Raw genomic sequence first — 12792 nt, 5'->3', positions numbered from 1 at the left:
TAATCAACACAAGTTCCTATTAGTAATTAGTTTGTTTTAAGCATCAAAACAATAGTTATGTTCTATACCAATCAGATCGACAAAACCATGAAATTAACGAAAGACCAAATAGAATATTACAAAGAAAACGGGCTACTCTTTATCCCAGAGCTTTCTCAACAAAAGAAGTTGAGGCAATGCACGCTGCTGTTGAAGATTTGATAGTAAGAGATATACCAGGACGGATTTTAGAAAGGGATAACAAAACAGTGCGCGCTCTTCATGGATGCCACGCCACCACGGAAATTTTCGATTCTTTGACTCGACACCCTAGCCTCCTAACATCTACCTGTAAAATTCTCAATAGCGATGTATATGTCTACCAATTTACAATCAACTTTAAAGCAGCTTTTGGAGGAGATATATGGCCGTGGCATCAAGACTTTGTATTTTGGGGTCAAGAAGATGGTATGCCATCCTCTAAAGCATTGAATGTTGCTGTTTTCTTGGATAAATGTAATGAGTTTAACGGGCCTATGTATTTCATTCCAGGTTCTCACAAAAAGAGCCTTGTTCACTTGGGACAAACAGAGTCATCTGAAGTTAATCACCAAAAAAATGACTGGAAATCTAATGTTAGTGCTGCTCTTAAGTACTCTCTTGGGAAAGAAACGATCGCCAAACTAGCTACTGAAAAAGGTATCGTTGCACCCAAAGGCCCTTTAGGCTCTGTCCTTTTCTTTCACTGTAATTTAGTACACGGATCAGCACCCAACATTTCTCCTTACGATCGCAGGCTCCTAATTATCACTTATAACAGCATCAACAATATACCAAGCTTCAAGGGGCAACCCAGACCAGAATTCTTGGTGAGCCGCGATCACACACCACTACAGCCTCTATTCAACAAAGCTCTTATCGAGCCTGCATTTCGTAGATAATGCGATCGCCTAAACCTAAAAATGGATGAAGTCGAGCCAGCACAAGTAAATATCTAAGTGCAAACATGATTTTGAGTATCGAGTGCTATATGTAATTTCTCACTCGGTACTTATTACTTGTTATTCAGCACTAAAAAGTATTAAATCTGATTATAAAAGATTTCAGTTTATTTTTAAAATATGCCAACCCAAGTTCTTCAAACTCAACCCGGAACAAATCCTGTTTCAGATTTTATCCAATTCTGGAAAAATGTCGGAGCGATCGCAGGGCCTTACTGGTATCCAACAAAGCCAGGAGAAAGAGCATTTTCAGATGTGATTCGTGCATGGGCAATGCTTATTCTGCTGATATTATTAATAATCGCACTTGTAGGTATAACTGCTTTTAATAGTTTCGTTAATCGTTATTTGATCGATATAATTATTCAAGAAAAAGATTATTCTAAGTTCATTAACATAGTGTGGCTTTATGCTGTTGGGCTTGTCTCCGTAACCCTCTTAGTTGGATTTTCTAAATTTCTTAGAAAAAAAATCGCTCTTGATTGGTACCAATGGCTCAATAATCAGATTTTAGATAAATATTTGACCAATCGTGCTTATTATAAAATTAATTTTAAAGCTGATATTGATAACCCAGATCAACGTTTATCTCAAGAAATTGAACCTCTTCCTAGTAATGCCCTCAGTTTTTCAGCTACTTTCCTAGAAAAAGTACTGCAAATGGCAACTTTTTTAACGATTCTCTGGTCAATTTTCCCAAAGGTCGCTATTGCTTTGCTGATTTATACGATTATAGGTAATTTGATTGCTGTGTACTTAAATCAAGAATTAATTAAAATTAATCAAGAGGAACTTGAATCTAAAGCAGACTATAATTATGCACTAACTCATGTTCGGAATCATGCCGAATCAATAGCTTTTTTTCGAGGAGAAAATCAAGAATCAAATATAATTCAACGAAGATTTAGTAATATCCTAAAAAGTGCGATACGCAAAATTAATTGGGAGAGAAATAACGAAATTTTTAACAGAGGGTATCAGTCTGCTATCGAATTTTTTACGTTATTATTACTCGCACCTTTATATATTAGTAATGAAATTGATTTTGGACAAGTTGGACAAGCTACTTTAGCTAGCTATCTGTTTGCTACTGCTCTGGGAGAATTAATAGCTGAATTTGGCACTTCTGGAAATTTTTCGAGTTACGTTGAGCGTTTAGCTGAGTTCTCAGATGCATTGGAAGAAGTCACTAAACAACCTGAGAATCTGAGTACTGTTAAAACAATAGAAGAAAACTATTTTGCTTTTGAGAATGTCACCTTACAAACACCAAACTATGAGCAGGTGATCGTCGAAGATTTGTCACTTTCTGTTCAACGTGGAGAAGGTTTATTGATTGTTGGGCCAAGTGGTCGAGGTAAAAGTTCTTTGTTGAGAGCGATCGCTGGTTTGTGGAATGCGGGGACTGGTCGTTTGATGCGACCTCCCCTAGAAGAAGTCTTATTTTTGCCCCAACGCCCTTACATAATTTTGGGAACTTTACGCGAACAGTTACTCTATCCTAATACAAATCGTCAAATGAGCGATCGAGAACTCAAAGAAATTTTGCAACAAGTCAACTTACAAAATTTGCTAAGTCGAGTCAATGGCTTTGATACAGAAGTTCCTTGGGAGAATATATTATCGTTGGGAGAACAACAACGCCTTGCATTCGCACGACTGTTAGTTACTCATCCTAGCTTCACTATATTAGATGAAGCAACCAGTGCCTTAGATTTGAATAATGAAGGAAGTTTATATCAACAGTTACAATCAACTCAAACAACTTTTATTAGTGTTGGACATCGGGAAAGCCTGTTTGATTATCATCAATGGGTTTTAGAGCTTTCACAAGATTCCAGTTGGCAACTTTTAACTGTGCAGAATTATCGGCTTCAAAAAGCAAAAGAAATTGTCATCACTCCTACCCAAAAAGCTGAAATCAAAATAGATGATTTTTCCAACGAAAAATCCCAAATCCAACCAGAAAGAGCAGTAGAAATAGACACAATCGAAGGACTTTCTCACCAGGAAATGCAGATGTTAGCTAATTATTCAATTGGTACTATTAGAAGTAAGGCAAGCAAAGGACAATCCATAACTACTAAAGAGGGCTTAACCTACTGCTATAACAAAAACCCAAAGATATTGAAATGGGTAAGACTTTAGTACTCTATTTTTAACTAATTGCGTCATCCTTGTTTGTCTGGTGGTAGCGATGAGCCTGTAGTATAGAGATTCAATTTTAAAATCATTTGATGAATTAAAAACTGTATTAGTTACTAAGGCAAAACTTCAACAAACAAATTTCAAAACCAGTTATAAATTTGAGTATATGTTTACGCTTTTTATTATGAGGTGATAATCGCATTTTATTGATTTAGAATGGTTACGTCATTATTTTAATGGCTCTCCTAGACTTCCGTTGATAAATTAATACTAAAAAACCCTAAAATACTTGATATAACTAGGTTTTGCTAAAATATAACCGTAAGGATTCAGGTCTAATCTTGCGGAAGCAAAGAAGGGCGAGACAGACAATTATTAGAGTCAGCCAGTAATGCTTGTACAAAAAAATCAATCACAGACCTACCTTGACGACGACAGGTTTGCGCCACCGTCAACAAATTGGCAGTGTGTTGAAACCGTTCCATTGACCGGAAACCACCATTAACTTTGCGTTTTGTTACGGCCAAACGCAGCGAACGTTCAGCTTCATTATTATCAGGAGGAACTTCAGGGTAGTCAAGAAAATACCACCATTGATTGGCTTTATCGCGCAGAGAACGTAAAAGGTTTCCTGCTGTAGCTCCGGCTAAGTCAATCCACTGATTAAGTGTTCGTTGCAACTTGGAACAGGTGGTCAGATTAGCGATGTCAATGGTAAAGTAATTCAACTTGGAGCGATCGCCACCTTTCTAGATGTCCACGAAACCTGTTACAACTGCTGGTATTGTCACTATTGAAGCAACCGGCAATACATTAATATAATTAATATAATCGTGACTTTTAGCTCGACTTTATCCAACTACGCAGCATAAACAGCAAGATCCCGCAAACGTTCAAACAAAGGGTGAGGTACTTTTACCATTTCAAAGGATTCATGGGACATGGAAAAAGTGCTGCGAGCAAAAAATCGCCGCACCAAAGCCAGTGCATCAGAGAAGGAAGGCAAATGTTTGGTGTACCAGCTTGTTTGTCGAACTTGCCACCAATTAAGCAAATTCATATCTAGCTAGCTTTTTGGGCTTTTCTATCCGTCGAACTCACGTAATTTTAGATTTTGGATTAAAATAATTTTTTGGTTCATGCCCCGTCCCTTGTAGAGCAACTGCGCTATGAAGAAAGCAAATCTAAGCTTCTGAAACTAAGTCTCGTTGTGGGGGTTAATCCCTTCTCCCAAGGGGAGAAGACTCGCTAACGCTGCGCTAACAGCAGTCGCTCATGGGGGAAACCCCCAGACGCTCGCGGACTCGCTAACGCTGCGCTATCGCTCTTGGCGTCTCCCCTTGGGAGAAGACCGCGCTGCTTCACCAAAATTGCAAATCTAAAATCCAAAATACCTTGACCTTAGCGCGATCCTCTATAAGTAACCGATCTTTGCAAATTAGCTAGAGCGCGATTGTAATCCAAAATGGCTGCGACTCGATTACCTTCTGCTCTTGTCAAGTCATTTTCAGCAGAAATCACCTCTGTTTGAGTGCCCACACCAGCTTGAAACCTCAGCCTTGCTAAAGTCAGAGCTTCCCTAGCTTGATTTAAAGCCACACTAGAAGTCTGCACATTATTTAAATTGGATTGCAATTGAGAATAGTACTGTTCTACATCAAAGCGAATTAGATCGCGCTGGCTACCAAATTGAGACTCTGCGATCTCAATATTAGCTCTCGACTGAGCCGCCCTGGCTCTTGCAGCTCCAGCATCAAACAAAGTGAGATTTCCGTTAAGTCCTAATGAATAGCCATCAGTAATGCTAGCGCCATCATTATACCGATCTAACAGGTTGTAGTTGGCTGCCAAACTAATTTGCGGCCCTAGCTGTGAAAGTGCCTGTCGTCGCTGTTGCTCGGAAAGATTACGTTGTGCTAATTGCTGTTGCAATTCCGGACGATTTTGAAACGCTTGGACAATACTTTGTTCTACCGTCTGCGGCCAAAGACCGGCTATTTGTACAGGATCTGCGGCAGTAATATCAACTGACTCTGACAAACTTAACAACGTGGCAAGTTGACGACGGGCAATTTGTTGCTGCGAGATAGCATTAACCAGGTCTTGTTGAGAATTTGCTAAATTCACCTGAGCTTGCAACACATCAAAGCGCGTACCCACTCCAGCCTGTTCTCTGGCTAGAGTATCCCGCAAATTAGCCTGGGCATTTTCCACAGCAGCTCGATTAATTCTTACTTGTTCATCTGCTTGTTGCAAATTGTAGTATTGAGTGGTGGTATTCAAACTAATTGTCAAAGACTGATTTTCAACATTCAATTGATCTACACGTAATTGTTCTTCGGCAGCTCGGATTGTCGCTTGTCGATTACCGGAGGTATAAACGTCATAATTTAATTGGGCTGAACCATTAAAAGAGGTGCGGCCTTGAGATGAATTATTAGTAAAACCATTACCATTATTAGTCACACTACTGTTAATATCCAGAGTAGGAAACAAGGCAGCTTGAGACTCGCGTAGCGCCGAACGACTGCGTTCTAGCTGTAATAGGGCTAGCTGTAAATCTCGATTGTTGCGTCGTGCGAGTTCCAAAGCTTGTGCCAAACTGATTGGCACAGTTTGCTTAATCCTGACTTCCTCTGGTTTAGTAGGAAATTGCAGAGGATTGGGACTGGGGTTGAGGTAATTGGGAACCTTTATAGGGGTTGAGGTATTCTGGGGCTTTGGGGGAGTTGCTGCACTTGCTGCATTTGGAAAAAGAATAGCGAATGCTACGGTAATCCAGGTAAAATGCACGAAGAATAAACTGAAATTCATAAATAGATTGTAGTTATTAATTAGTTTTCGAGGATACAATCACAACTTTTCATCCTAATTGATCTAAGAGAATTTTAAACTTCCCCTCAAAAAACTGATACTAACAAATTAGCCTACAATCAAGCCATCCTGAACTCGAATAATCCTTTTGGTTTGAGCAGCGATATCTGGTTCATGAGTGACAATCACAATCGTGATCCCTTGGTCATTAAGTTCGGTCAGTAAACTCATCACCTCATGAGAAGTTTCTGTATCTAAAGCTCCTGTTGGCTCATCTGCCAATACTAATGCAGGTCGGTTGACCAAAGCACGAGCGATCGCTACCCTTTGTTGCTGTCCCCCAGATAGTTGACTCGGACGATTAGATATACGTCCCCCTAGTCCTACTTTTTCCAAGGCATCTAATGCTCTTTGACGGCGTTTTGGCTTAGGCAAGTTAGCGTAAACCATTGGTAGCATAACATTTTCTAGCGCTGTTGCCCGCGCCAATAAATTAAATTGTTGGAAAACAAAACCAATCCTTTGGTTACGAATATAGGCTAGTTCATCATCATCAAAAGTCGTCAGGTTTCTGCCTTCAAAAATATAGTCTCCAGTTGTGGGACGATCCAGACATCCCAAAATATTCATGAGCGTAGATTTCCCCGAACCTGATGCACCCATAATTGAGACATATTCACCTTCTTCAATAGAGAGTTCAATTCCCTTGAGGATTGGCACACTAACTTCTCCCAAGTGGTAAGTTTTAGTAATAGATTCCATCCAGATCATTGTTGGCATAAGAGTTAGGAGAGACGCGATTAATCGCGTCTGTACAAGAGTATTGAGTAGAGACGCGATTAATCGCGTCTGTAATTACGAATTACGAATTATTTAGTCGCTTCTTAAAGCGGTGATTGGATCTAATTTGGCAGCATTCCGTGCTGGAATTACCCCAGCCACTAAGCCAACGCTCAATGAGAGTCCAAAGCCAGCAATAATCGACAATAAAGAAATTACAAAAGGAAATTTGAAAGTGTTTGCAGCTATAAAGGCTAATAAAATACCAGTGACCATGCCAATACATCCACCAACAATGGAAATCATGATCGCTTCAGTTAAAAATTGATTAAGTATTGCAGAATTGGTGGCTCCCACAGCTTTACGAATCCCGATTTCTCGCGTCCGTTCAACCACAGAAACCAGCATAATGTTAGCAATACCGATTCCACCAACCACTAACGAAATTCCAGCGATCGCTACCACCATTACTGTAAATAAACCCACAATACTAGTGAAGGTACTAACAATATCCGCTTGATTAGTCAATCGAAAATCATCAGCTTGCGGCGGATAAATATTGTGACGCAGCCGTAAAAGATTAGTGACTTGAAACTGAGCGGCTTCTAACTGTTCCTGATTAGCGCCTTTAACTAAAATTCCATTTACAGAAACGCCTACTAGGGCATTGTTTCCAACCAGTCTCTTTGACATAGTAGTTAGAGGAATGAAAACCTGGTCATCTCGATCCATCGGCCCCTGAGAACCTTTAGGTTCCATCACCCCAATTACTTCATAAGCCTCTCCCTGAATCCGAATTCTCTCGCCGATCGGATTTACACCCTGTGCAAAGAGGGTTTTTTGAACTGTAGGGCCAAGAATAGCTACCTGTGCGGCAATATCTAATTCTTCTTGAGTAAAATATCTCCCTTGCTGGGGGTGAGTATTTCTAACTTCTGGGTAGTTCAAATCTGTGCCATAAATCGTAGTTGAAGTGTTCTGTCCTGCATATACAACTTGGGCGCTGCGTTGGAGATAAGCAGAAACCATCTGTGCTGATGGTGCTTCTTTAGCGATCGCCTTGGCATCTTCCCAAGTCAAGGTGCTGCTAGAACCTACTCCTTGACGGACATTCCCACTTCTTGCCGCACCCGCCAGAATTTGAATGACATCTGTACCCAATGCTTGTATCTGTTGTTCAACCCCCTTTTGCACTCCCTGACCAACAGAAGTAATGGCAATAACCGAAGAAATCCCAATAATTACGCCCAACATAGTTAGACCCGTGCGTAATTTGTTACTCCACAGAGTCTCTGCCGCCATTGTCAAAATTTCCAGCAACGGCACTGTGCGAGTATTCTTCGGTTTGTAAAAGCCCTTAAATATCTTAAACATAAAGTTTTATTTAAAACTCAATACAATCAGTTAAGCATTTCTTCCTTCTCTTCCTTTGCGTCCTTGGCGTCCTTGGCGGTTCGTTAAAAAAGTTGACCTTGACAAAGAGTTAAGCCTTAACCCAAGTGTATTGATTTAAAACTAACTTTAAGGGGAACCACCAGCAGAACCGCCGCCTGAACGACCTCCGCCACCACCGCCTGAACGACCTCCACCGCCACCGCCTAGACCAGGGAAAACTCCTCCTCGTGGTGTTGATTGCGGACGCGATCCTGGTGGGAAACTCAGCAATACCCTTTCATTTCCTGTCAATCCAGACTTAACTTCAGTAAAATTATTCGCGCTGACACCAGCCTCAATAGGAGTAAACACAGGTCTGTTATTCTTTCCTGCTACAAACACACCTGTGGCATTTTCTTGCCGCACCACCGAGGCGGTTGGTACTACTAGAACATTTTCAACTTGACCGACTTGAAAATCTACTTCCGCATTCATCCCAGATCGCAATAGCCTTTGAGGGTCTGAAAGTGATACTCTCACTTCAAAACTGGTGACGTTTTGCTCTACTATTGCTTGGGCAGCAATTTGGCTGACTTTACCTTCAAAAATTTTTCCTGGATAGGCATCCGCCTTAATCGAGACTTTTTGCCCAAGGCTAATTTTGGAAATATTTGTTTCCGCTAAATTTGCGACAACTTCATTTGTTGAAGCGAGAGACAAGATTGAAGAAGAAGAAGAAGAAGCTACTTCACTACTGGCTGTTGTCGGTGTCACGAAAGCGCCGGGATCAGCATACTTCTTTGTCACTACACCATCAAAAGGGGCGCGAATAATTGTGTCATTGATTTGGGCTTGGATGTTTTGCAACGAACCACGAGCAGATGTTACCTGGGCACGGGCTGCGTTAATATCTTCTTGGCGCGTTCCGGCTTTTAGAAGTGCTAAAGCTTGCTGTCTTTGCTTCACCACAGCTTGGGCTTGCTCAATGTCTTCGGGACGTGACCCAGCTTTTTGTAGAGCCAGTGCTTGTTGTGCTGCATTTACAGTAGCTTGGGCGCTGTCGCGATCGGCACGGCTTTGGTTGAGAGTCTGAAGGGAAATACCGCCTGCATTGTAAAGTTGTTGATTGCGGACAAGATTATCTTCTGCTTTTCTTAGAGCTGCTTGAGTGTTTTGTAACTGTGCCTGTGAAGCAGCAATATCTTGAGAGCGATTACCTGCTTGTACCTTTTGTAGATTCGCTTCGGCTTCGTCTAATGCTCCCTGTGATTGGCCAATATCTTGAGGACGATTACCTGCGATCGCCTTTTGCAGATTCGCCTCGGCTTGTGCCAATTGTCCTTGAGCAGAGGTGAGTTGCCCCCGCAAGTTGGAATCATCCATGTAAGCGACAATCTGTCCCTGTTTGACAATATCCCCTTCTTTCACCAGCAGGCTTTTCAGGATGCCGGAATTTTTCGGGCTGAGGTTGATTGACCGCTCAGGTTTCACCGTTCCATTGGCTGAAACTGTGATTGTTAAACTCTGCCTTTGTACAGGCTGTGTCAGCACCCGCCGTCTGGCTTCTTGGCGGGGAGCAACCGTTACTTGGTAATAAACGGCATAGCCAATTCCACCCAAAAGGCAAAGAGCAATTAGCCAAGAGAGCCAATTACGTTTCACCTTTTTTTTCTTTATCTCTGGAACGAAAACTGATGAATCTACGGTATTTGGTGTATCAATCATATAACTTCGTCTCAAAAGAACAGCTACCGAGCTAGTTATTCACGGCTAATATAGCCTGGTAGCCCTATACCAACAATGATTTTGAGTTTTTAAGTGTTTTAAAGGTTTATTTGCAGTACTAATCCACTAGGGAGTCTGAAGTAATCATCATGCACTCTAACTAATCTTCCAGCAGGAACAATTTCCTGATTAGGAAGAAGAATATCCCCGTTGGGAAGTCTGAAGTAACCTTGATTACGCAGTCTAGCTATGGATCTAGCAGGAATAATTTCCCCATTGGGATATCTGATGTCACCATTACCAAGTCTGACTACTCTGTTATTGAATTGGTTGTTACGGTTCCAATTATCCCGTTCTCTAGAGTTTCTGACTTCTACAGGATAAGGTCTGCCGTCGCGGTTCCAATTATCTCGATCTCTAAGGTTTCTGACTTCTATAGGATAGGATCTGCCATCTCGGTAATTACTTCTATCTTCTCTATAGTTGCGTCTGCCGTCGCGATCCCAATCTTGATTGCGATCGCCAACAACGTAGACTTTCGTCTGGGCACTTGCAGGCGCAGTTAAGAGAGTAGGAACAACGATCAGGGCAGCAGCAGCTAAGACTATCGATACCCGGTTTGCTTTCAACATGGAATTGATTCCTTATTTGTATTAAAGTTATATTTTGTTTGCTGAGTTTTGAATTCAGCAATCTTTAGTCATTTGTTGTGTTTAATATTTCCCTCTTCGTATAAATTCATACATATTAATTATTACTTAAAACGTCCAAACCAATGTATGACCAAAGTCATTAGTAATTCCAGACTCATGTATGACCAAAGTCATAAGTTTTTTTAATGGGGAATAGGCATTGGAAATTAATCAATAATTCTTCCCCTGCTCCCTCATCCCCACTCCCCACTCCCTAATTAATCCTAATGATGGAAGATTTTGCTACCGTCAACAGCGCAGATCGTTTAAGCTAGCTGAAAGATTCTTTGATTAGTGGCTTAAAGGCGGTAGTGTGCCTAAACATGTTCGTTTGATTTCTTTTCTAATGGTCTGTAGTTTATGGAGTATGCCAAAAGCCGCTAACGCGCAGGCATTAATACCCCATACATTGCAACTAGATGGGACAAAGTTAGAGAAGCAGGGGTTGACCTTGGCTCAAGAGGCGGCTCAACTGGCTCAGTTTCAACAGATTGATTTAGCTTTGCCACGAGCGCGTCTGGCTAGTCAACTGGCTCCGAAGAATGATAAAGTGTGGTTGCTCTTAGGTGGATTGCAACTGCAAACCAAAGAGTATGACGGGGCGATCGCTAGCCTGAAAAAAGCGCAATCTATCAACCCCAAAAATGGTGATATTTTGTTTGCTTTGGGTTCAGCTAATTTTCAGCAGAAAAATTACCAAGCAGCTGTTGTCAATTACCAAGACGGTTTGAAGTTAAAACCCAACGATCCAGAGGGTTTGTTTAATTTGGGTAATGCTTACTATCTGCTGGGTAAATTGCCAGATGCGATCGCGCAGTACGATAAAGCCGTCTCCTACGATAAAAAATTCTGGCCTGCGATTAATAATATTGGCTTAATCAACTACGAACAGGGTAATACCTCTGAAGCGATTAAACGATGGCAATCTGCTATAACCCTTGATAAGCAAGCCGCAGAACCTTTATTAGCCTTAGCAGTGGCACTGTATACTAAAGGCGATCGCCAGCAAGCATTAAGCTACGGGGAAGCCGCACTCCGCATCGATCAGCGCTATGGTAGTTTGAATTTTCTCAAAGAAAACCTCTGGGGCGATCGCCTACTGGCTGATACGAAAAAATTCTTAGAATTACCGCGTATTCAAGCAGCCCTACAGCAACGAGAAAACTCATCATCAGCCCCTGAACAACAGTCTACTCAATAGAAGTGGGGAGTGGAGAGTGGGGATGAGGGAGCAGGGGGAGCGGAGGGGACAAGGGGACAAGGTGACAAGGTGACAAAAGTTTAGAACTTTCAACAAGTCTTTCTCCTTGTCCCCAATTCTCCTTGTCCCCAAATCCTCTTTCCCAATGCCCAATTCCCTACTCCCTACTCCTATTACCACTTGCCTAACAGTACCTTTTCGTAGTACATCTATACTAAACTGACTAAATACAGGAACTAGTTGCCCAAAAATCTTTGCGGGCGAGTAGTCCTGAAATTAGTTGTCAATTCTCAATGGTCGTCTGTGGGTAGAAGTGCGATGATTTGGTCAACAAACTGTTGATGGTCAACAACTGGCTTAGAGATGTAACCATCAGCGCCGCTTTGCTTGAGAAAGTTTTCGCGATCGCCTTCCATAGCATGTGCCGTCACCAAAATAACGGGTAAGTTTGCTGTTTTGGGATCAGATTTTAACATTTGTGTAATTTTGATTCCATCAACAGATTTACCTTGGTAAACGCTTCTAGACAGAGAAACATCCATCAAAATCAGGTCGGCTTCTCCTGATTGGGCAATTTTTATTACTTCTTCCACATTTTCAGTGTGTTTTACACCCAAGCCGCCACGCTTGGATAAAATTTTGGAAAAAACACGAGCATTAATTAGATCGTCTTCGACAATTAAAACAGTTTTCATGAGATTTTTAGTAATAGAGGTACAGTAAGGCGATTAGGCAATTCAAAATTTAAAATGAGAAAATGCAGTCATGGCAAGTATCGTGACTATGGAGTCTATACAAATTAAGTGTGCAGCAAGCATATCATTCGATTAAAAAAACAGCTACCTGCTATGTGTTTCCTTTTTAATAGTCAATGTACATCCTGTCATCAAGGATGATACTACTGCTTTTTCTTCTATGACCATGCCAATTTTAGATTTTAGATTTTAGATTAAAAATCATTTCGGTTCATGCCCCGTCCCAAGGAATGCCCGTAGCTCTGCCTTTATGGTGGGCTGAACAAATCCAAAATCCTAAAATTTAAAATCCGACGCTCGACGACTCGCTCTAAGCGAAGCTA

Annotated in this window: 11 protein-coding genes and 1 pseudogene; 4 read left to right on the top strand and 8 right to left on the bottom strand. The window is 41.3% G+C overall.

Going from position 1 to position 12792, the window contains the following annotated elements:
- Positions 1 to 176 precede the first annotated feature (176 nt).
- Both RMZ43_RS26695 and RMZ43_RS26690 read left to right on the top strand, forming a co-directional pair.
- Positions 177 to 920: a phytanoyl-CoA dioxygenase family protein gene (locus RMZ43_RS26695; RefSeq protein WP_322652550.1), complete on the top strand. Its 744-nt coding sequence runs from the start codon at positions 177 to 179 to the stop codon at positions 918 to 920.
- A 180-nt stretch (positions 921 to 1100) separates the two neighbouring features.
- A complete protein-coding gene (locus RMZ43_RS26690; RefSeq protein WP_322648181.1) occupies positions 1101 to 3128 on the top strand; it encodes an ABC transporter ATP-binding protein/permease in 2028 nt (675 codons plus the stop codon).
- A 335-nt stretch (positions 3129 to 3463) separates the two neighbouring features.
- Here the strand turns inward: RMZ43_RS26690 and RMZ43_RS26685 are convergent.
- Positions 3464 to 3811 (bottom strand): annotated as a pseudogene (locus tag RMZ43_RS26685) (IS66 family transposase); the annotation flags it as partial.
- On the opposite strand from RMZ43_RS26685, the gene RMZ43_RS26680 reads away from it, so the two are divergent.
- Positions 3803 to 3925 (top strand): hypothetical protein, encoded by a 123-nt coding sequence (locus RMZ43_RS26680; protein ID WP_322648288.1) that lies wholly within the window; start codon positions 3803 to 3805, stop codon positions 3923 to 3925. The pseudogene RMZ43_RS26685 and the gene RMZ43_RS26680 overlap by 9 nt on opposite strands.
- Before the next feature lie 62 nt (positions 3926 to 3987).
- Here RMZ43_RS26680 and RMZ43_RS26675 read toward each other — a convergent pair whose 3' ends face one another.
- The 6 genes from RMZ43_RS26675 to RMZ43_RS26650 form a co-directional block, all read right to left on the bottom strand.
- Complete coding sequence (locus RMZ43_RS26675) at positions 3988 to 4188, bottom strand: hypothetical protein (protein ID WP_322648182.1); 201 nt, start codon at positions 4186 to 4188, stop codon at positions 3988 to 3990.
- Between the two features lie 341 nt (positions 4189 to 4529).
- Positions 4530 to 5942 (bottom strand): TolC family protein, encoded by a 1413-nt coding sequence (locus RMZ43_RS26670; RefSeq protein WP_322652549.1) that lies wholly within the window; start codon positions 5940 to 5942, stop codon positions 4530 to 4532.
- Positions 5943 to 6050: 108 nt separating this feature from the next.
- Positions 6051 to 6722, bottom strand: coding sequence for an ABC transporter ATP-binding protein (locus tag RMZ43_RS26665; RefSeq protein ID WP_109009410.1), 672 nt, complete (start codon positions 6720 to 6722; stop codon positions 6051 to 6053).
- Between the two features lie 93 nt (positions 6723 to 6815).
- A complete protein-coding gene (locus tag RMZ43_RS26660; RefSeq protein ID WP_416212065.1) occupies positions 6816 to 8096 on the bottom strand; it encodes an ABC transporter permease in 1281 nt (426 codons plus the stop codon).
- A 147-nt stretch (positions 8097 to 8243) separates the two neighbouring features.
- The gene (locus RMZ43_RS26655; protein ID WP_322652548.1) at positions 8244 to 9821 is read right to left on the bottom strand and encodes an efflux RND transporter periplasmic adaptor subunit; all 1578 of its coding nucleotides are present in this window, start codon (positions 9819 to 9821) and stop codon (positions 8244 to 8246) included.
- 98 nt (positions 9822 to 9919) lie between these two features.
- Positions 9920 to 10453: a hypothetical protein gene (locus RMZ43_RS26650; protein ID WP_322648185.1), complete on the bottom strand. Its 534-nt coding sequence runs from the start codon at positions 10451 to 10453 to the stop codon at positions 9920 to 9922.
- A 373-nt stretch (positions 10454 to 10826) separates the two neighbouring features.
- Here RMZ43_RS26650 and RMZ43_RS26645 point away from each other — a divergent pair, with 373 nt between their 5' ends.
- Positions 10827 to 11714, top strand: a complete 888-nt coding sequence (locus RMZ43_RS26645) for a tetratricopeptide repeat protein (protein WP_322652547.1) — start codon at positions 10827 to 10829, stop codon at positions 11712 to 11714.
- A gap of 290 nt (positions 11715 to 12004) precedes the next feature.
- Here RMZ43_RS26645 and RMZ43_RS26640 read toward each other — a convergent pair whose 3' ends face one another.
- The gene (locus tag RMZ43_RS26640; RefSeq protein WP_109009404.1) at positions 12005 to 12409 is read right to left on the bottom strand and encodes a response regulator; all 405 of its coding nucleotides are present in this window, start codon (positions 12407 to 12409) and stop codon (positions 12005 to 12007) included.
- Positions 12410 to 12792 lie beyond the last annotated feature (383 nt).

The organism is Nostoc sp. CmiVER01, assembly GCF_034531135.2.
In the GTDB taxonomy this organism is placed as follows: Bacteria; Cyanobacteriota; Cyanobacteriia; order Cyanobacteriales; family Nostocaceae; genus Nostoc.
The sequence above is the reverse complement of the archived record's forward strand: the minus strand, read 5'-3'. Positions and strand labels throughout refer to the sequence as shown.